We start from the raw sequence: 20062 nt of genomic DNA on the forward strand, positions 1-20062 counted from the left end.
CGACCGGCACCTGGTAGGTAGCGCCACCGACGCGGCGGCTACGAACCTCGAGTGCGGGCTTGACGTTGTCCAAGGCGCGCTTGAGCGTGACGACCGGATCGGTACCGGTCTTCTCGCGTGCCTGCTCGAGAGCCTGGTACACGATTCGCTCTGCAGTGGACTTCTTGCCGTCCATCAGAATCTTGTTCACGAGCTGCGTCACCAACGGGGAACCGTAGACCGGGTCGTTGATGAGCGGGCGCTTCGGAGCGGGGCCCTTACGTGGCATTAGCTCTTCTCCTTCTTGGCGCCGTACTTGGAACGTGCCTGCTTGCGGCCCTTGACACCCTGGGTGTCGAGGGATCCGCGGATGATCTTGTAACGGACACCCGGGAGGTCCTTCACGCGACCGCCGCGGACGAGCACCATGGAGTGCTCCTGAAGGTTGTGACCTTCGCCGGGGATGTACGCGGTGACCTCGACCGAAGTCGTCAGGCGAACACGAGCGACCTTACGGAGCGCGGAGTTCGGCTTCTTGGGAGTGGTGGTGTACACGCGAGTGCACACGCCACGACGCTGCGGGCTGCCCTTGAGGGCTGCCGTCTTGACCTTGCGGGTCTTGTCGCGGCGACCCTTGCGGACCAGCTGGTTGATGGTTGGCATTTACCGGCTTTCTACGTCGGAACAGACTGCTCGAAGCAACCTTGGCTGTTCTGAAATTAGGGATCTAGCAGTTGGAGCAAGAGAGCTACTGCTCCTCACCCCACCTCTGATTCTGTACTCGCCGCCGAAACGGCGCGCACCGCACCCGAGGTCGGGCGTGTCGCATACCCCCACACAGGCAGCCGGATGCTCGTTCCACAGCAGAAACTGTTCGAACGTGCGCACGGCAATACCTAGCTAGGCACACAGATCGGCCCGGGCATGCCGGACACGACCCATAACGATACCTGCCAGCTTGCTATGTGGTCAAAGTGAGAGCGAAGTGATAATGAACTCACAGCAAGGTGCTTGATCGCCGGTTGATTCAAATGCTGATGTTGAGAGTCAATTCGGCAAGTTTTGTGGCACCGGCGCACGCGTCCGTTCCGCCTGCCGGTTCGCGGACCCACCATCCGAATACGCCACCTGCCGGAGCGCCGGCCGTAACTCCGCAACTCTGCGGGTCGGCCGGCTGTCGGACGAGGTACGCAGCGCTACCCCTGACACTGATTTTCTCGACCACGTATCCGAGATGCTCGAAGGCTGCCAGTTCGTGATCGGTGGTTCCGGTCTCGAACCAGTTGAACGTGACCTTGACCGGACCTGCCGGGCTCACTCCGTCCCAACGACAGATGGCGCCGAAGAATCCACGCTCGACGGCGTCGGCCCCTGCTGCGGATGCAATCTGCGGTTCAGTGACGGCTTCGCACTCCTTCAGGATGTCGGCGAACTGCTGGCTCCCGCTCCCCCGGTATGCGCCCTCCGCTTGGGGTTTTCCCGTCACCACGGAACCGCAACCGGTGAGCAGCACCAGTGAAGCAGCCAACGCCACTGCCACCCGCGCGCGCATCACTGCGCCCTCGAGACGGTGAGTTCCATCAGGTTTCGACCGACAGTGCACGGGTCGGCCGGAGGTAAGCCGAGACCGTAGTTGACCGACCAATGAACAAAATCGCCGCCAAAAGAAATGCCCAACTCACAGAGAACACCTTCTCTCGACGCGATAAAGCCCGGATGACCGTCGATAGTGAGGTCGGCTGCGGGTCGCCCAATCAAATCCGAACCAGCACGCTCACGTCCGATGGGACTGCCGCGGTACCAGGAGAAGCTGACGCTCGGCCCCAGCGGACCGGCAACCGTCCATTCGCACCCGACACCGTTTCTGGTGACATCGGTAAACGCACCGACGCCGAAAGCTGCAACTACCTCTTCATCCGTTACCGATCCGCACTGCGCGAACATCGGGCCGGGATCTGTGGGGCTCAGAACGGCTGAAGAGCCGGCATCAGCCTGATCGTCCAAGTTGCCGTCGGTGCCACAGCCACTGACGAGCGCAAACACTGCAGCTGTCATCACCACCGAAGGCACGATCGCGAACACACGTGGCCGGAAGATCGCTCGCAGACTCACTGTGCGGGTCACCATGGAGGTGACTGTACTTCTCTACCCGATTCCGGGCACTGCGTCCGTGGTCAGCGGTACCGGAACGAGTGTGGAGTCGAGTTGCGCCGCCCACGCCTTGACCACCTCGGAGCGTCGACGCGAGTCGTCGGTGAGTACATCGGCCAAACCCAGACCTCGGGCGAGGTCCAGAGTCGCCTGTACGAGCCGGTGCGTAGTCGGATCCGAGTCGTCGACACCGAGACTCGCCACAGCCATGCGATGCGCGATGCGGCCGAACCGTTCCTCGAGCGGCAATACCCGCGCTTTCAACTCTGGGTCCGACGCGGCCGCAGTCCACACCTGCAGTGCTGCTTTGAACAGCGTGCCGGTGTAGTACTCGACCAACCTGACGATGACAGCTTCGGTTCGACCGGCACCGGACGGAAGATCGGTGGATTCCTTGCGCGCCTGGTCCATTCGAGCGTCGAACATCATTTCGAGCGCTGCGGTGATCAGGTCTTCGCGCGTCGGGAAGTGATGTTGCATGGCCCCTCGGGACACACCGGCCCGTTGCGCAACAACGCTCATCGTCGTTGCACCCCAACCGAGTTCGGCCAGGCAATCGACGGTCACTTCGAGCAGATGGGAGCGCGTGAACCGACTGCGATCCTGCTTGGGTTCTCGGGCCATCGCGCTACCGCATCCTATCTCCGAAGAAGCTACTTCTACTCGTGTGCCCACGCCGGTGGACGTTTCTGTAAGAACGCCATCATGCCCTCACGTGCCTCGTCAGAGGAAAACAGACGAGCCGACTGAGCCACCATTTCTTCGCCGTCGCGGTCGAATCCGGCCAGCATCGATCGCGTCGTAATCCACTTGGATTCGGCCAATCCTTGTGGTGAGCAGTGACGCAACGACTCGAGCAGTTCTACGACTGTATCCCCAGGATCCTGCGAGGCAATAGTGACGAGGCCGATAGTTTCAGCCTCGCGCGGACCGAACTTCTCGCCCGTCATCAGGTATCTACTCGCGCTGCGTTGATCGAGTCGCGGCAAGAGAGTGACGGAGATGATCGACGCCGCCAACCCCAATCGCGATTCCGTCACGGCAAAGGTGCTGTCCGGCCCGGCCACTACGATGTCGCAGGCACCGATCAAGCCCATCCCACCGGCACGGACGTGGCCGTCGATCAGACCGATTACCGGCTTGGGAAGCTCGAGGATGCTACGCATCAGCGTCAGCATTCCTCGGCCACGTTCCTTGACCGACTCTTCGGGCGAGGACGCAGATCCCGAGGCCTCACTGAGATCGGCTCCAGCGCAAAATGTTCCGCCGGAATGGGTGAGAACTACCGCCCGTACTGCGGGGTCTGCTGCAGCAGCATTCAGCCCGGCCTGCAGTTCCGTGACCAACCGCGTGGAGATGGCGTTGCGATTGTGCGGCGAGTCGAGAGTGATCGTGGCTGCTCCGCCGGATACCTTGTATCGAACGTAAGGCTCTGTCATGAAAGCACCTTCCCTAGTACGACCGGGGCAGGCCCAGCGAATGCTGAGAGACGAAGTTGAGAACCATCTCCCGGCTCACCGGCGCAACGCGTGCGATACGAGCCGCGCCGAGCATCGCGGCCAAACCGTATTCCTTGGTCAGGCCCGCACCACCGTGAGTTTGGATGGCCTGATCGAGCGCCTTGATACTTGCCTCTGCCGCAGCATATTTGGCCATGTTGGCAGCTTCGGCAGCACCGAAGTCGTCACCATTGTCGTAGAGGAACGCGGCCTTCTGCATCATCAGTTTTGCAAGCTCGAGTTCGATCTTGACCTGCGCGAGTGGATGCGAAATACCTTGATGTGCACCGATCGGCGTCTTCCACACAGTGCGCTCGTTTGCATACTTGACCGCTGCATTCAGCGCGTATCGGCCCATGCCGATGGCCATCGCCGAACCCAGAATGCGCTCGGGATTCAGTCCGGCAAACAGCTGCATCAACGCAGCGTCGGCCTCACCGACCAGCGCCTCGGCGGGCAGGCGCACGTCGTCGAGGAACAACATGAACTGGTGATCCGGTTCGATGATGTCCATCTCCATCGCCGTCTTCTCGAATCCCGGAGAATCGGTGGGAACGATGAACAGTGCGGGCTTGAGCTTGCCGGTCTTGGAGTCTTCGGTGCGTGCGACGATCAGCACGGCATCGGCCTGATCGACACCCGAGATGTAGATCTTGTTGCCACGCAGGATCCAGCCCGTGTCATCCCCCGTCGCTCCGTCCCCATCACGACGCGCAGTGGTCGTGATCTGGTGTGAGTTGGAACCCGCGTCGGCCTCGGTGATACCGAAAGCCATGATCTTGGAGCCGTCGGCCAATGCCGGTAGCCACGTCTGCTTCTGCTCTGCAGTGCCGTACTTGCCGATGATGGTTCCGCAAATGGCCGGCGAGACAACCACTAGCAGCAAGCCCGCCCCGTGAGCGGCCATCTCTTCCTGGACCAAAGCCAATTCGTAGATTCCGGCTCCCCCGCCGCCGTATTCCTCGGGAAGGTTGACGCCGAGGAACCCGAGCTTGCCTGCCTCGTTCCACAATTCGGTAAGCGGCTCGCCTTTACGTGCCTTGGGCAGCACGTAATCGACGTAGTTGAAACGCTCCCCCAACGTGGCGACAGAAGCCCGCAGTTCCTTCTGCTCTTCGGTTTCGATGAAACTCATGACACGACCTCTTCCGTAGCTTCGGGTGCTTCTACACGTGCGAGTACCGATCCGACCTCGACCTGCTGACCGAGAACAACCGGAAGTTCAACCAGGACACCAGCCGTGGGCGCGGTGACCGTATGTTCCATCTTCATTGCTTCGAGCCACAGAATCGGCTGACCGGCCGTGACCGTATCGCCCTCTGCCGCTCCGATTCGAATCACCGAGCCAGGCATCGGTGCGAGCAGGGATCCTGCCGCGACCTCGGTGGAGGGGTCGACGAACCTCGGCGTCACCGACAGCGACACGGGCCCGAGTGAGGAGTCGACGAAGACCTCAGTGCCGTAGGCAGCGACATCGAAAGTGCGTCGTATGCCGTCCTGGTCGAGGACCACCCGGTTTGGGCTCGCGGACACCAGACTCACTGCGCCGAAGCCCTCTGCACTGAGAATGCCACTGCGACTGAGGAAATAGCGGATTCTGTACTCACCCGATGCCGTGGTGTAGCTCTTACTCTGAGGTTGCGAAGGCAAGTTGCGCCAGCCGCTGGGCAGGCGCCCGATGACCCTCGCCGACGCCCTGTTGTGAGCGGCATCCGCGAGTGCCGCCGCCAGTGCCGAGAGCTTCTCGACATCGGTGTCGGCCAGCGGTGTGGACAGCACAGCAAGGTCGTGGGTCTCGAAGAACGCCGTATCGGTTTCTCCGGCAATGAATGCCGGATGTCGCAGGACGTTGACGAGCAAATCGCGATTGGTCCGGAGTCCGTGAATCTTGGTGCGAGTCAAGGTCGACGCAAGCAACCGCGCGGCTGCGGTGCGCGTCGGAGCGTAGGAAATGACCTTGGCCAGCATCGGGTCGTAGTGAACGCCGACAACGCTGCCATCGACAACTCCGGAATCGAGCCGCACACCCTGCTCGCGCAGAACACTGAATTCTTCCGTGTCGCCGGGCAGTTCGATGTGATGCACCGTTCCACTCTGCGGCTGCCAGCCCTTGGCCGGATCCTCGGCGTACAGCCGCACTTCGATGGAGTGTCCACGAATCTCCGGCTGCTGATCGGGCAAAGCCTCGCCCGCAGCCACCTGCAACTGCAGTTCCACCAGATCGAGTCCTGTGGTGCACTCGGTGACGGGATGCTCCACCTGCAGACGAGTGTTCATCTCGAGGAAGAAGAATTCACCGTTCCCTGGATCATTTTCCCCTCGCTCCGCTCCGCCGGTCGCAAGGAACTCGACCGTCCCGGCACCCTCGTACCCGATGGCAGTGGCCGCGAGACGTGCAGCGTCGAAGAGTTTCTCGCGCATGGCGGGAATCCGCTGCACCAACGGCGAAGGCGCTTCCTCCACAACTTTCTGGTGTCGACGCTGGATGGAGCATTCACGCTCCCCCACTGCCCAGACGCCGCCGTCACGGTCGGCCATGACCTGAACTTCGATGTGGCGGCCCGTCTCGAGGTACCGCTCGCAGAACACCATCGGGTCACCGAAAGCTGACAGCGCCTCACGGCGTGCAGCTTCCAGTTCTCCTTCGAGCGCAGACAATTCACGGACAATGCGCATTCCGCGTCCGCCACCGCCGGCTGATGCCTTGATCAGAACTGGTAGGTGCGCTTCGGTGACCGCTCCGGGATCGAGCTCCTCCAACACCGGGACACCGGCAGCGTCCATGATCTTCTTGGACTCGACCTTGGAACCCATCAGTTCGATGGATTTCACGGGCGGACCGATCCAGGTCAGACCGGCGTCGATGACGGCACGGGCGAATTCCGCGTTCTCGGAGAGGAATCCGTAGCCAGGGTGAATGGCGTCGGCACCGGCGGCCTTCGCCGCAGCGATGATCAGCTCGCCGCGCAAATACGTTTCAGCGGGTGTGTTTCCCGGCAGGCGAAGAGCGACATCCGCCTCGGTGACATGCGGACTATCGGCATCCGCGTCGGAAAACACTGCAACGGTTCCGATTCCGTTTCGGCGGCAGGTAGCGAAGACACGTCGGGCAATTTCGCCGCGGTTGGCGACTAGAACAGAAGTAATCACGGCGTGCCTCACATACGGAAGACACCGAAGTTCTCGGTGCCTTCGATCGGGGCGGTGGCAATGGCCGAGAGGCACATTCCCACCACGGTGCGGGTGTCTCGGGGGTCGATGACGCCGTCGTCGTAGAGTCGCCCGGACAGGAACATCGGGAGCGACTCTGCTTCGATCTGGTTCTCGATCATGGCGCGGATGCCGGCGTCGGCCTCAGCGTCGAAGGCCTGCCCGCGGGCTTCCGCAGACGCGCGACCGACGATCGAAATGACGCCGGCCAGTTGAGCACCGCCCATGACAGCAGACTTGGAACTGGGCCACGCGAACAGAAAGCGTGGATCGAATGCCCGACCGCACATGCCGTAGTGACCGGCGCCGTACGACGCTCCGAGCAGGATCGAAATGTGCGGAACCTTGGAGTTGGCAACCGCATTGATCATCATCGAGCCGTGTTTGATCATGCCGCCCTCCTCGTATTCCTTACCCACCATGTATCCGGTGGTGTTGTGCAGGAACAGCAACGGAGTGTTGGAACGATTGGCGAGCTGGATGAACTGGGTAGCCTTCTGGGATTCCTCACTGAAGAGAACTCCGCGGGCATTGGCCAGGATGCCGATCGGATAACCGTTCAGCTCCGCCCACCCGGTCACGAGTGACGAACCGTAGAGCGGCTTGAACTCGTCGAAGTCGGATCCGTCGACGATGCGGGCAATGACCTCGCGGGGATCGAAGGGGATCTTGAGGTCGGCGGGAACGATGCCGAGCAATTCTTCGGGGTCTTCGAGCGGTTCGATGACCTCGGCGCGGGGCGCCGGACCCTTCTTGGTCCAGTTGAGGCGCTTGACGATCGATCGTCCGATACGAATCGCATCCTGCTCGTCGGCGGCGAAGTAGTCGGCCAGACCGGACTTGCGGGCGTGCATCTCGGCACCTCCCAACGCCTCGTCGTCGGAATCCTCACCCGTGGCCATCTTGACCAGCGGCGGGCCGGCGAGGAACACCTTGGAACGTTCCTTGATCATCACGACGTGATCGGACATACCGGGGATGTACGCGCCACCGGCTGTGGAGTTTCCGAATACCAGAGCGATAGTCGGAATTCCGGCGGCGGAGAGCTGAGTGAGATCGCGGAACATGCGACCACCGGGGATGAACACTTCCTTCTGAGTCGGTAGATCGGCGCCGCCGGACTCGACCAGGGAAATCACCGGCAGGCGATTCTGCATCGCGATATCGTTGGCGCGGAAACCCTTACGCAAGGTCCACGGGTTACTGGTGCCGCCGCGGACGGTGGGATCGTTGGCGACGATGAGACATTCGACGCCTTCAACAACGCCGATACCGACCACCGTGCTGGCACCCACAGGGAAATCGCTCCCCCACGCGGCAAGAGGGCACAGTTCGAGGAACGGCGAATCCTGATCGAGTAGCAACTCGATTCGCTCACGTGCCAAGAGCTTTCCCCGCTTGTGGTGACGCTCGGTGTACTTTTCACCGCCGCCCGCCAAGGCCTTGGCGTGCTCGCCCTCGATCTCCGCAAGCTTGGTGTTCATGGTCTCGACTGCGGTGTTGTAGACCTCGGAGTTTGTGTCCAGTACGGACCGGATGACACTCATGACTGATACCCCAATCGCTTGGCCGCGAGGCCGGTGAGGATTTCGGTGGTACCGCCACCGATTCCCAGAATTCGCATGTCGCGGTACTGCCTCTCCACTTCGCTTTCCTGCATGTACCCGAGGCCGCCGAACAGTTGGACAGCCTGGTTCGCTACCCACTCACCCGTCTCGACGGCGGTGTTCTTGGCAAAGCACACCTCGGCGATCAGGTCGCCGTCGCCGGCCATGTGTCGCTCGATCACCGAGTGCGTGTACACCTTGGCCACGTCGATCTTGCGAGCCATCTCGGTAACCGTGTTCTGCACTGCCTGTCTGCTGATGAGTGGCCGGCCGAAAGTTTCACGGGCACGGCACCATTCGAGAGTCAACTCGAGACACCGCTCCGCGCTCGAGTATGCCTGCGCTGCCAAGGCGACTCGTTCGCTGACAAATGCCTGTGCAATCTGTGCGAAACCACTGCTCTCTTCACCGACCAGGTCTTCGACCGGAACGCGGGCGTCGACAAACGAAAGTTCTGCGGTATCCGATGCGCGCCAACCCATCTTCTCGAGCTTGCGGGACACCGTGAATCCCGGTGTGCCCTTCTCGATCACGAGTAGTGAGACACCGCCCGCGCCCGGCCCACCGGTACGTACAGCAGTGACTACATAGTCCGCCCGGCACCCCGAGGTGATGAACGTCTTGGAGCCGTTGACGATGTAGTGGTCACCGTCGAGCTTTGCCGTTGTCTGCAGGTGGCCGACGTCGCTGCCGCCGCCAGGCTCCGTGATGGCCAGTGAACCGATCTTGTCGCCGCGCAATGTCGGCTTGACCCACCGGTCGATCTGCTTTTGGTTTCCGGCCGCAATGAGATGCGGGACTGCGATGCCGCAGGTGAACAGCGAAGCAAACAGCCCACCCGAAGCGCCGGCCTGATGCATCTCCTCACAAATCACGATGGAGTCGACGGCGTCGCCACCCTCACCACCGGCCGATTCGGGCGCGCTGGCACCGAGCAATCCCAGAGCGCCTGCCTTGCGGTGCAATTCGCGCGGAATCTCCCCGTCACGTTCCCACTGCGTCAGGTGCGGCAGGATTTCCTGGTTCACGAATCCGCGGACGGTTTCACGCAGGGCGCGCCGCTCCGGAGTGGTCCACACATTCACCGTGAATCCTCTTTCTGATCAGTTGCGGGGAGGAGCGAAATCGGAATGTCGATGTGACGTGAGCGCAGCCACTCACCAATTCCCTTGGCCTGCGGATCGAATCGCGCCTGCGACGCCACACCCTGGCCGAGGATTCCCTCGACCACAAAGTTCACGGCCCACAGGTGAGGCAGCAGGTGACGGGTGACGGTCAGGCCGGCCGCCTCCGGGAGCAGTTCCTTGACCTTCGCGATAGTGAGAGTATTTGCCAGCCAACGCCACTCGTCTTCACTGCGGACCCAGACGCCGACATTAGCGTTACCGCCCTTGTCACCGCTACGCGCACCGGCAATGGTGCCCAAGGCAATTCGAGCGACCGGCCCCGCGGGCAGAGGTGTCGGAAGCTCCGGCTCATCGACGGGTTCCAACTCCTGTGTCACCGCCGACGGCGCTATGTCGACGCGCATACCGTCAGGCAGAACTGCAATGTGAGGGACCAATCCCGCGTCGACGTAGCCGGGAGTGAAAACTCCGTACGGCTGACCGTTGCTCGGCGGAGCCGTCAACGAGAAGCCCGGATAGCTGGCCAGCGCCATCTCGACCGCGACCGACGAGAAAGGGCGTCCGATCACCGTGGGGTCCGAATCACGAACCACACAACGCAGCAAAGCACTTGCAGTTTCCTCGGTATCGGAATCCGGATGATCTGTCCGCGCCAATGTCCAGACGAGCTCGGCAGGCTTCTTGCTCAACCAGGCCTCGAGCTGGCTCTTGGCCAGCTCGGCCTTGGCCTCGATATCAAGACCGGTGAGTATGAACGTGGCCTCGTTCCGGAACCCTGCCAGAGTATTGAGCGAAACCTTGTACTGCGGCGGCGGAGCCTCGCCGGTGACGCCGCTGATCAGCACCCGATCGGGGCCCTCCTGCGTCAGCACTGCCGTGTCCATCCGAGTGGTCACGTCCGGACCCGCATAGCGACCGCCCGTGATCTCGTACAGCAACTGCGCCGTCACGGTTCCGACGCTTACCTCACCGTCGGAACCCGCATGCTTCGTGATGACAGACGATCCATCGGCGTTAATCTCGGCGATGGGAAAACCTGGACGGCCGAGGTTAGGGATCTCCGTAAAGAATGCGTAGTTCCCGCCGGTGGCCTGCGTTCCGCACTCGATGACGTGCCCCGCCGCGACGGCACCGGCCAGCTGATCGAAATCGTCTCGCTTCCAACCGAAATGATGAGCTGCCGGACCCACAATCACCGACGCGTCGGTAACTCTGCCGGTGACCACGACATCGGCGTCGGCCGCTAACGCCTCGACAATCCCCCAAGCTCCGAGGTAAGCGTTTGCGGTCAACGGCGAGCCGAGCCCGAGTTCACCGGCGCGAGAGACCAAATCGTCGCCCTCGACATGCGCGATATTCGCATTCAAACCCAGCTTGGTATTGACTTCCCGCAATGCGGCGGCAAGCCCGGCCGGATTGAGGCCGCCCGCATTGGCGACGATCTTCACTCCCTTGTCGAGGGCGAGTCCAAGCGTGTCCTCGACCTGCCGCAGGAATGTCTTTGCATAGCCCAGGGATTGGTCTTTCATCCGATCCCGGCCCAGGATCAGCATCGTCAGTTCCGCGAGATAATCACCCGTCAGGTAGTCCAGTTCACCACCCTCGAGCATCTCCCGCATCGCCGAGACTCTGTCGCCGTAGAAGCCGGAGCAGTTGCCGATCCGTACCGAACTCATTTGTCCGCCTCGGCTTCTCGACCGCTCCCACTGGGCCCAGCGAAGGCCTGCGCAAACCCCAACCACTCCTCGGCGTCTGCGCCCACCGCTACCAGGTCGAGATCGGCTCGGTTGGCTCGCTGAGTCACCAGCAGACAGAAATCCACGGCCGGCCCGGTAACCTTCTGCGCCCCATCCTCGGGACCCCAGATCCAAAGAGACCCGTCGGGCGCAGTCAGTTCCACGCGAAATTCTTCGGCGGGCGGAGTCTTCTCGTTGACCGAGTATGCAAAGTTTCGTGTCCGAACACCCAGGTGCGCAATGTTCTTGATGCGCGCGGTCGGTGCCCGCTCGACACCCAGGGCGTCGGCGACGTCCTGCCCGTGCGCCCAGGTCTCCATCAACCGCGCGGTTGCCATGGAGACTGCACCCATCGGGGGTCCGTACCACGGAAACTTGGTGCCGGCCGGAGCAGCGGCAAGTGCGTCGACCAATGCGGTCCGGCCCGCGCGCCAATCTGCCAGCAACTCCGCTGGTGGTCGCGCAGCCTGCTCCGCCGCGCCGTCGTCGACAAACCCCGCGGGATTCAGGAAAGCCACCTTCACTTGCTCGGCGAACCCGTCGGGGTCGGTGATTGCCAACAACGCAGCAGCATCGGTCCAATGCAGGTGCCCGATCTGATGCGCGATGGTCCACCCCTCTGCGGGCGTCGCTGCTGCCCACTTCTCGTCGGGCAGATCTGCAACCAGGACGTCGAGGCACTCGCCCTCGGCCCGCAAGTCATCGATGAACGTCTGAAGTTCGGCCATGCGACCAGCATCACACCCGCTGATAAAAAAATCAAGCACGAATGATTGTTATTGCCGAAATCGAGTGGTGAGAGACTGACCGCAACAATCATCGCCGCAGAGGAGCACCCATGAGCGACGCCGTTCTGATCACCCGCACCGACGACGTGGTCACCTGGACCCTCAACCGACCGGACACGCGCAACGCCATCTCCGAGATCGACATGATCGAAGCACTCGAAGACGCCGTCACTGCGGTGAACCGCGATCAGAGCGTCCGGGCTGTCATCCTGACCGGAGCGGGGTCAGCTTTCTCGTCCGGCGGGAACGTCAAGCACATGCGAGACAAGGAAGGCATGTTCGGCGGCGCACCCGGAGAAATCCGCCAGGGGTACCGACACGGAATCCAGCGCATCCCACTCGCGCTCTACACGTGTGAAGTTCCGACCATCGCGGCCGTCAACGGCCCCGCCATCGGAGCCGGATGCGACCTGTCACTCATGTGCGATCTGCGCATCGCGTCGAGTGCCGCGATCTTCGCCGAAAGTTTTGTCAAGGTCGGACTCATCCCCGGCGACGGTGGAGCCTGGCTCCTCCCCCGCGCGATCGGCAATGCCCGCGCCGCCGAGATGGCGTTCACCGGAGAACCGATCGACGCTGCCAAGGCTCTCGACTGGGGACTGATCTCCCAGATCACCGAGCCCGACGAATTACTCCCCGCAGCGCACGCTTTGGCCGCGCGAGTCGCCGCCAATCCGCCACAGGTGCTCCGTATGACCAAGAAACTCCTGCGCGAGGGTCAGCACCAAAGCCTCGAGAGCCTGCTCGAACTTTCGGCAGCGATGCAGGCTCTGGCCCACCACACCCGCGATCATCACGAGGCCGTCGCCGCGATGTTGGAGCGTCGAAGCCCGGATTTCACCGGCGAGTGAACACGTCAGCACCCGCGCCCGGTCGGCAGCTTCTTCCGGTCGGCGCGGTTCTCACGTCGATACTTTCCCTGAATTTCGGCGCTGCCTTCGCAACAACCCTGTTTTCGCAGATCGGGCCGGCCGGCGCCACGACGCTTCGACTGACCATCGCGGCGATAATCCTGGGAGTCATCGTCCGCCCACGGTGGAGCAGATGGTCGAACCGTCAACGTAAAGGCATTCTCACGCTCGGCGTTTCCCTGGCCGTGATGAACGGGGCGTTCTACGAAGCCCTCGACACTATTCCGATCGGCACTGCCGTCACCATCGAGTTCCTGGGCCCGCTCACCCTGGCCGCAGTGCTGTCACGTCGCTGGTCCGACGGCGCCTGGGTGCTCCTGGCTTTCGGCGGGGTGCTGCTACTCGGTTTGGGCGATCATGGGGAGTCCGGACTGGACCCCGTCGGAGTGGCATTCGCACTCGTCGCAGCAGCCGCGAGGGCCGGTTACATCATCACCGGATCGCACATCGCCGCAACACTTCCCAGCGCCGACGGTCTGGCTGGGGCCTGCATCGTCGCAGCGGTCCTGACGCTTCCCTTCGGTGTCGTCTCCGGAGGAACCGAACTGCTGGATCCGAAGATTCTCCTGGCGGGCACCGCGGTCGCGATCCTGTCGTCCGTGATCCCGTACAGCCTCGAAATGTGGGCTCTACGGTCATTGGCCAAGAAGGTTTTTGCCGTCCTGATTGCACTCGAACCCGCAGCTGCGGCATTGGCCGGCCTGGCCGTCATCGGACAAGCCCTCGACTCGACGACGCTTCTGGCGATCGGACTGGTCGTGAGCGCCGGAGTCGGTACCGTCGCCATGAACCGCAAACCGTCCCCGAAATAGCCACGGGTACCGTCAGATAACTTCACTCAACGTAGGAGAACTATGACCACGCCGATCATTGCCTCTGTTCTCGGACGCACTCCCCAGATCGACGAGAGCGCCTTCATTGCACCCAATGCCACAGTCGTCGGAGCAGTGACCATCGCTGCCGGTGCAAGCGTCTGGTACGGCGCGGTGCTGCGCGGTGACGCCGAGACAATCACCATCGGCGCCGACACCAACATTCAGGACAACTGCACCGTGCATGCAGACCCCACGTTCCCAGCCGTCCTGGGCGAGCGAATCTCTGTAGGCCACAACGCAGTACTGCACGGTTGCACCGTCGAAGACGACGTGCTGGTGGGCATGGGAGCGGTGGTCCTCAACGGTGCGCACATCGGATCGGGTTCACTGATTGCAGCGGGTGCAGTGGTGTCGCAAGGAATGCAGATTCCGCCCGGATCGTTAGTCGCCGGCGTGCCGGCCAAGGTCAAACGTGAACTCTCCGAGAGCGAAAAGGCCGGAATCAGCGCTAACGGAGCGGGCTACATGATGCTGGCGAAGGCGCACAAGGGCATCTGATTCTGAAGGATTTCACTCGCTGAGCGAGTGAAATCCTTCAGGATCAGAGCTAGCCTCGCGGCTTCAAAGTACTGTTCGGCAATTCGGGGGCAGGCAACGCCGGACCGTCGTAACCCGGCACGACGCCGAAACGTTGACCCGTGACACTGCCATCGAAGCCTGACGCGAGTTCCGCCTGCCACTTCTGGCGATACTCGACGATCTCCGCATGACTGCGCCCCATGAAGTTCCACCACATGATGACCTGCTCGCCCAACGGTTTCCCGCCGAGCAGCAAAACGCGAGCCTGTTCGGTACCAGGGTTTCGCAGCGTCAGTTTTCCGAAACCCGTTGCCTGGTAACCCAGTTCGGCCCAATTGATCGTGGTGCCGCGAAGCACCACCGAGCCCTGATCGACAATGACACCGTGCTCGTGATTTCGATCCACGTCGAGCGCAATCTCAGCGCCCGGCTCGAGAACGATCTCGGCACCGACCAGTTCGGTAAACGTCTCGACCGGAGACTGCTCGCCCGCCAACGACCCGAGGAAAACGCTAACAGTAACGCCTCCCAACGTCACCGGCTGCGGGCGATAGTGGACAAACGCAGGCGCGGTCTCACGTGCTGCATCCGGAAGCGCAACCCACAACTGCATGCCGTGCAAGATCTTCGTACCGAGCGTGGACACCTCCGAGTGGGCGATCCCGCCCGCTGCCGTCATCAAGTTCAGTTCGCCCGGCCGGACCATCGCATGCGAGCCGATACTGTCGCGGTGCTCGATCTCCCCGGCGAACAGCCAACTGACCGTTTGCAATCCGGTATGCGGATGCGGCGGCACGTGCATACCGGACCCACTACCGACGTCATCCGGTCCGTAGTGATCGGCAAAACACCACGCCCCGATCAACGAGCGCTCACGCTGCGGCAAAGTGCGTCGCACTCGCATGGCTCGCGGCCCACCGAGCGGCACGTCCCTCGGCGTAAGAATCTGAATCTCGCTCTCGGCCGGGTGGCCCTCGCATTCCTGCTCGAGGGGCTGCGTTTCGAGGTTGCTCATCTCTTCATCCTGCCTCGGGTCGGTCCGAAATGCCTGCTCGACTAAGCCGAGATGCTCGCGTCGCGGGCCGCCTTCATCGACGCATGCGTCGGCGGGTTGTCCGGAACGTGCGCCGGACGACGCGCCGTGAACTCGCGACGCAGCACCGGCACAACTTCTTCGCCGAGGAGATCGAGCTGCTCGAGCACCGTCTTGAGCGGAAGGCCGGCGTGGTCCATCAGGAACAGTTGGCGTTGGTAGTCACCGAAGAAATCGGCGAAAGCCAGAGTCTTCTCGATGACCTGCTCGGGCGAACCAACCGTCAGAGGCGTCTGCTCGGTAAACTCCTCGAGTGAAGGCCCGTGTCCGTAAACGGGTGCGTTGTCGAAGTACGGGCGGAATTCTTTGACTGCGTCCTGACTGTTCTTACGCATGAACACCTGCCCGCCCAGTCCGACGATCGCCTGATCCGCCGAGCCGTGACCGTAGTGCTCGTAGCGCTGACGGTAAAGGTTGATCAACTCGATGTAGTGCTCCTTGGGCCAGAAGATGTTGTTCGCGAAGAAGCCGTCACCGTGATAGGCCGCAATTTCTGCGATCTCCGGGCTACGGATCGAGCCGTGCCACACGAACGGCGCGATGCCGTCCAGCGGGCGAGGCGTGGAGGTGAAGCCTTGCAGCGGAGTGCGGTACTCCCCTTGCCAATTCACCACTTCTTCGTCCCACAACCGGCGCAGAAGCTGGTAGTTCTCGAGAGCCAACGGGATGCCGGCGCGGATGTCCTTGCCGAACCACGGATACACCGGCGCTGTATTTCCGCGGCCCATCATGAGGTCGACGCGGCCCTCGGCAAGGTGCTGCAGCATCGCGTAGTCCTCGGCGATCTTCACCGGATCATTGGTGGTGATGAGCGTCGTGGACGTGGACAGCGTGATCTTCTCGGTCTGGGCTGCGATGTAGCCGAGCATGGTGGTCGGAGATGAGGGCACAAACGGCTTGTTGTGATGCTCACCGGTCGCGAAGACGTCGAGTCCGACTTCCTCGGCGTGCTTGGCGATGGTCGTCATTGCCTTGATGCGCTCGTGTTCTGTTGGAGTGATCCCGGTGGTGGGATCAGTCGTGACATCGCCGACCGTGAAGATTCCGAACTGCATGGCTACCCCTCGTAAGAATGCTGATCCATGCTTCCGCATGTAACTAGTTCAACATTCAATCACTTATTGCTATTCCACGCTACTACCGACCGTCAAAGGGCGGTGAGCACTTGCGTGCCCACCGCCCTTGAACTACGGAAATCTATGTCAGTGCATCATCATCGGTGCAGCCGATTCGCCCTCGGCGACAACTCGCGTGGTCTTGGTTCGCGGCAAGAAGAATGCCGGGATGAACGTCAGTGCGATCAACACGGTTGCCACGAGGAACGTATTGCCGAATGCATCGGACGCCGAGCTCAGGATCGAATCAACCATCGACGGATCCGGTCCGATCGGCGGCGGAATCTCATGCGAAGCCGCCACCACTGTCTGGGTCTCCAAGTCGCGATTGAGGAGCTGATTGGTCAGAACCACTGACATCACGGCGGTACCGATGGAACCGGCGGTCTGCTGAACGATGTTCATGAGCGTCGAACCGCGAGCGATCTGCTCATTGGACAGCGTCACGATTGCTGCGGTCATCAGCGGCATCATGGTGCAGCCCATACCCATACCCATGACGAAGAGCGCAGCCATCAGCATCCATGTCGGCGAATCGGAAGCGACCTGAGTGAAGACACCCATGCCGATCAGAATCAGTGGAAGACCGGTCAACACGATCTTGCCGGCGCCCATCTTGTCGACCAGTCGGCCGGCGATCGGCATCGTCAACATCGCGCCCAGCCCCTGCGGAGCCATGAGCAGACCCGCGGCAAGCGTCGAGTGCCCACCAACCTGGATGAAGTAGCTGGGGAACAGCAACCCGGCACCCATGAACGCCACGATGAACAGCGACGTCGTGATCACCGCGACAGACAACTGCCGGTTCTTGAAGAGGTGCAGATCGATCAGCGGATGATCCTTACGCAGCGCATGGAACACGAACGCGACGATCAACACCAACCCGATACCGGCTGTGACCAGGACCCTGGCCGACGCGACGGTTCCCACCTCGGGGATCGAGGACACACCGAAGAGGAACAGTGCGAGACCCGGTGACAGCAAGATCATACCGAGGAAGTCGAAGGACTCCGAGGGCTGCGGCTTGTCCGAAGGCAGAATGATGAACGCGGCCGCCAGGGCGATGATGCCGATCGGCAGATTGATCAAGAAGATCCAGTGCCAGCTCGCAACCTCGATCAGCCAGCCGCCGAGGATCGGTCCACCGATGGGACCCAACAGCATCGGAATGCCGAGCACTGCCATGACCCGGCCGATCCGATCCGGACCTGCAGCCTTGGTCAGGATGGTCATGCCGAGCGGCATCAACATACCGCCGCCGAGACCCTGCAGGACGCGGAAACCGATGAGCGAGGTGATGTCCCACGCCATTGCACAGGCCACCGAACCGACAACGAACAGGACCAGCGCAGTCATGTACAGACGCTTGGTACCGAAACGGTCGGCTGCCCAACCCGTGACCGGGATGACTGTCGCGAGCGCCAGTGTGTACGCCGTCATGGTCCAGGCGACCGCCGCGAGGGAGGTCTGGAAATCGTCGGCGAACGTAGTCAGAGCCACGCTCACGACAGTCACGTCGAGAATCGACATGATGGCGCCGAGCACCACCACAATCGCGATCTTGAGGACCGCGCTATCTATCTTGTCGGACGCCGGTGCCGGCGCGTTCGGCGATGTCATCGCGAAGTCTCCTGGGTAAATGCTCGCAGATAGTCACCCACGAGAATGGGCTCGAGTGCTTCGATCAGTCGACGCCGTTCCGGCGCGGGAACACGCGAAACGAACTTGCGAAGCTGACCGCGCTTGCACTCGATGTGATTGGACGTGACCTTACGACCGGCCTCCGACAGGGAAACCCGCTTGACGCGTCGGTCGCGCTCATCTTCACGCCGAACGACCAACCCCATGGTCACGAGCTGGTCGATATTGCGCCCCGTCGCGGCCACCGAAAGCCGAAGCTCATCGGCGACCTCGTTGATCGGGATCGGCGCCTCACACTGCGCGAGCACGAACAAAACACGCACCTGAGAAAACGAGAGATCCAGCTCGATCAACGCATCGATCGACTCCGAATCACCGGCGCTCATCAGGCGAGTGAACAACTCGTCGAGTGCTCCGAACAGGTCATCAGAATCTGAAGCGATCACCTGGCGAATAGTAGTGCGGATGCAACTATTGCCCAAATGAAACTAAGGTGCAACCCATTTTCCGGTGAGGACTATCACCTTTTCATGGCTCATTCCTGCACCAAGATGGCCTTTCCGAGAACTTTGCCGGTTTCCAGATCGGTCAGCGCCAAGGCCGCATCCTCCAACACGTAACGAGCCTTAACCAGGGGTCGCAACCCATTTCGGACGTGCTCCACGAGCGACGCGTGCACCTCGGCTACCGCCTCCGGATTGGTCCGAGTGAACTCACCCCACGCCGCACCGACAATGCTGATGTTGCGGAACAGCACCCGGTTCACCTTCACCTCAGGAATCCCGCCGCCGGCAAATCCGATCACGACCAGACGACCCTCGGGCGCCAGCACACGGACGGCGTCATCGAACGCGTCGCCACCGACCGGGTCCACGACGATCTGAGCGCCGACGCCGGCAGTAAGTTCGCGAACCTTCTCACCCCAACCCGGGGCCAAGGCGACAACCTCGTCGGCACCGAGTTCGCGAAGGAATTCCTCGACACCCTCACGCCGCACGACTGCGATGACCCGTGCACCGTGCGCCTTCGCCAACTGAATGGTCGCGGTTCCCACGCCGCCCGCCGCGCCGAGAACGACCACGGTTTCGCCGGCCTGAATCCTGGCGCGACGAGCCAGCGCGAACTCCATCGTCTGATAATTGATGATCAGCGAGGCCGCTTCGTCGAAAGCCAATCCGTCGGGAATCCGATGAACCTGCGTTGGATTGACTGCAATACGTTCCGCATATCCCCCGAGATACGTCGCTGAAAGAACCCGCTCGCCGGGAGCAAATCCGGACCCCTCCGGCGCTGATACCACCACGCCCGATATCTCCGCGCCCGGAATGAACGGCGGCTCCGGTCGAATCTGGTACTTGCCGTAGGTGATCAACAAGTCCGGGAAGCAGACACCGCTTGCTTTGACATCGATGAGAACCATGCCCTCGGCGCTGGGCTCTGGGACTTCCTGAACGTCGATACTTTGCGGACCGGATAATTCCGTAACCACCATTGCGCGCACAGAAACTCCTCTTCGAGACACCTGATGTCTTGACCGTAAATCGGATGTTTCGACCCTAACCCGGCCACGGCGTCAGGTCACCGCGAGCATGCCGTTTCTTGCAGCACGAGGCCGCATGCGTACACATCCGTAGGCGAAACAGCATGTGCAGCAAGGCGCATCGATTCCGAAGGCTCCGAGGATCTGGGGGTGCTCACGCAGACGATCGACACGGATGCCATCACCCTGCTGAAAAGCCTGACAGAATCGGCTCAATCCAGCGAACAGGAACTCTTCGTGAACCCAGATCTCACTCTCGCCGTTCAGCCGA

The 20062-nt window shown here is 61.8% G+C and carries 20 protein-coding genes; 3 read left to right on the forward strand and 17 right to left on the reverse strand.

Features of this window, described 5'->3' with window-relative positions; all coding sequences use genetic code 11:
• The 12 genes from QM600_RS24585 to QM600_RS24640 all read right to left on the reverse strand — a co-directional run.
• Nucleotides 1–268 (reverse strand): uS7 family ribosomal protein (locus tag QM600_RS24585; protein WP_502943094.1); only part of this gene is annotated, 268 nt, incomplete at its 3' end.
• Complete coding sequence (rpsL, locus tag QM600_RS24590) at nucleotides 268–642, reverse strand: 30S ribosomal protein S12 (protein ID WP_283264261.1); 375 nt, start codon at nucleotides 640–642, stop codon at nucleotides 268–270. The genes QM600_RS24585 and rpsL, both read right to left, overlap by 1 nt.
• Nucleotides 643–1006: 364 nt before the next feature.
• Complete coding sequence (locus QM600_RS24595) at nucleotides 1007–1531, reverse strand: DUF3558 domain-containing protein (RefSeq protein WP_283264263.1); 525 nt, start codon at nucleotides 1529–1531, stop codon at nucleotides 1007–1009.
• The gene (locus QM600_RS24600) at nucleotides 1531–2034 is read right to left on the reverse strand and encodes a DUF3558 domain-containing protein (protein WP_283264283.1); all 504 of its coding nucleotides are present in this window, start codon (nucleotides 2032–2034) and stop codon (nucleotides 1531–1533) included. The genes QM600_RS24595 and QM600_RS24600 overlap by 1 nt, the downstream gene beginning before the upstream one ends.
• A 90-nt stretch (nucleotides 2035–2124) precedes the next feature.
• On the reverse strand, nucleotides 2125–2754 hold the full coding sequence (locus tag QM600_RS24605; protein ID WP_283264265.1) for a TetR/AcrR family transcriptional regulator: 630 nt from the start codon (nucleotides 2752–2754) through the stop codon (nucleotides 2125–2127).
• Nucleotides 2755–2789: 35 nt separating this feature from the next.
• Nucleotides 2790–3569: an enoyl-CoA hydratase family protein gene (locus tag QM600_RS24610; protein ID WP_283264266.1), complete on the reverse strand. Its 780-nt coding sequence runs from the start codon at nucleotides 3567–3569 to the stop codon at nucleotides 2790–2792.
• Nucleotides 3570–3582: 13 nt separating this feature from the next.
• Complete coding sequence (locus tag QM600_RS24615) at nucleotides 3583–4764, reverse strand: acyl-CoA dehydrogenase family protein (RefSeq protein WP_283264267.1); 1182 nt, start codon at nucleotides 4762–4764, stop codon at nucleotides 3583–3585.
• On the reverse strand, nucleotides 4761–6779 hold the full coding sequence (locus QM600_RS24620; RefSeq protein ID WP_283264268.1) for an acetyl/propionyl/methylcrotonyl-CoA carboxylase subunit alpha: 2019 nt from the start codon (nucleotides 6777–6779) through the stop codon (nucleotides 4761–4763). The genes QM600_RS24615 and QM600_RS24620 overlap by 4 nt, the downstream gene beginning before the upstream one ends.
• Before the next feature lie 8 nt (nucleotides 6780–6787).
• Nucleotides 6788–8386 (reverse strand): acyl-CoA carboxylase subunit beta, encoded by a 1599-nt coding sequence (locus QM600_RS24625; protein ID WP_283264270.1) that lies wholly within the window; start codon nucleotides 8384–8386, stop codon nucleotides 6788–6790.
• The gene (locus tag QM600_RS24630; protein WP_283264272.1) at nucleotides 8383–9531 is read right to left on the reverse strand and encodes an acyl-CoA dehydrogenase family protein; all 1149 of its coding nucleotides are present in this window, start codon (nucleotides 9529–9531) and stop codon (nucleotides 8383–8385) included. Before QM600_RS24630 ends, QM600_RS24625 begins: the two co-directional genes overlap by 4 nt.
• Entirely contained in the window at nucleotides 9528–11249 is a 1722-nt protein-coding gene (locus tag QM600_RS24635; protein ID WP_283264274.1) for an acyclic terpene utilization AtuA family protein, read from the reverse strand. The genes QM600_RS24630 and QM600_RS24635 overlap by 4 nt, the downstream gene beginning before the upstream one ends.
• On the reverse strand, nucleotides 11246–12037 hold the full coding sequence (locus tag QM600_RS24640) for a TIGR03084 family metal-binding protein (RefSeq protein ID WP_283264275.1): 792 nt from the start codon (nucleotides 12035–12037) through the stop codon (nucleotides 11246–11248). The genes QM600_RS24635 and QM600_RS24640 overlap by 4 nt, the downstream gene beginning before the upstream one ends.
• A 110-nt stretch (nucleotides 12038–12147) precedes the next feature.
• Here QM600_RS24640 and QM600_RS24645 point away from each other — a divergent pair, with 110 nt between their 5' ends.
• Genes QM600_RS24645 through QM600_RS24655 form a run of 3 tightly spaced genes read left to right on the forward strand, consistent with a single transcriptional unit; the run spans nucleotide 12148 to nucleotide 14381 of the window.
• Nucleotides 12148–12948, forward strand: coding sequence for a crotonase/enoyl-CoA hydratase family protein (locus QM600_RS24645; protein ID WP_169632653.1), 801 nt, complete (start codon nucleotides 12148–12150; stop codon nucleotides 12946–12948).
• Nucleotides 12945–13820: an EamA family transporter gene (locus tag QM600_RS24650; RefSeq protein WP_283264276.1), complete on the forward strand. Its 876-nt coding sequence runs from the start codon at nucleotides 12945–12947 to the stop codon at nucleotides 13818–13820. Before QM600_RS24645 ends, QM600_RS24650 begins: the two co-directional genes overlap by 4 nt.
• A 42-nt stretch (nucleotides 13821–13862) precedes the next feature.
• Complete coding sequence (locus QM600_RS24655) at nucleotides 13863–14381, forward strand: gamma carbonic anhydrase family protein (protein WP_283264277.1); 519 nt, start codon at nucleotides 13863–13865, stop codon at nucleotides 14379–14381.
• 49 nt (nucleotides 14382–14430) lie between these two features.
• Here QM600_RS24655 and QM600_RS24660 read toward each other — a convergent pair whose 3' ends face one another.
• From QM600_RS24660 to QM600_RS24680, 5 genes are all read right to left on the reverse strand, one after another.
• Complete coding sequence (locus QM600_RS24660) at nucleotides 14431–15417, reverse strand: pirin family protein (RefSeq protein ID WP_283264278.1); 987 nt, start codon at nucleotides 15415–15417, stop codon at nucleotides 14431–14433.
• Nucleotides 15418–15458: 41 nt separating this feature from the next.
• Complete coding sequence (locus QM600_RS24665) at nucleotides 15459–16550, reverse strand: LLM class flavin-dependent oxidoreductase (RefSeq protein WP_283264279.1); 1092 nt, start codon at nucleotides 16548–16550, stop codon at nucleotides 15459–15461.
• A 147-nt stretch (nucleotides 16551–16697) separates the two neighbouring features.
• Nucleotides 16698–18230: a DHA2 family efflux MFS transporter permease subunit gene (locus QM600_RS24670; RefSeq protein ID WP_283264280.1), complete on the reverse strand. Its 1533-nt coding sequence runs from the start codon at nucleotides 18228–18230 to the stop codon at nucleotides 16698–16700.
• Nucleotides 18227–18697, reverse strand: coding sequence for a MarR family winged helix-turn-helix transcriptional regulator (locus tag QM600_RS24675; protein ID WP_283264281.1), 471 nt, complete (start codon nucleotides 18695–18697; stop codon nucleotides 18227–18229). The genes QM600_RS24670 and QM600_RS24675 overlap by 4 nt, the downstream gene beginning before the upstream one ends.
• 89 nt (nucleotides 18698–18786) lie before the next feature.
• Entirely contained in the window at nucleotides 18787–19752 is a 966-nt protein-coding gene (locus tag QM600_RS24680) for an NADPH:quinone oxidoreductase family protein (protein ID WP_283264282.1), read from the reverse strand.
• Between the last annotated feature and the right edge of the window lie 310 nt (nucleotides 19753–20062).

The sequence above is a fragment of the Rhodococcus sp. IEGM 1379 genome, assembly GCF_030056815.1.
Lineage (GTDB): Bacteria > Actinomycetota > Actinomycetes > Mycobacteriales > Mycobacteriaceae > Rhodococcus_F.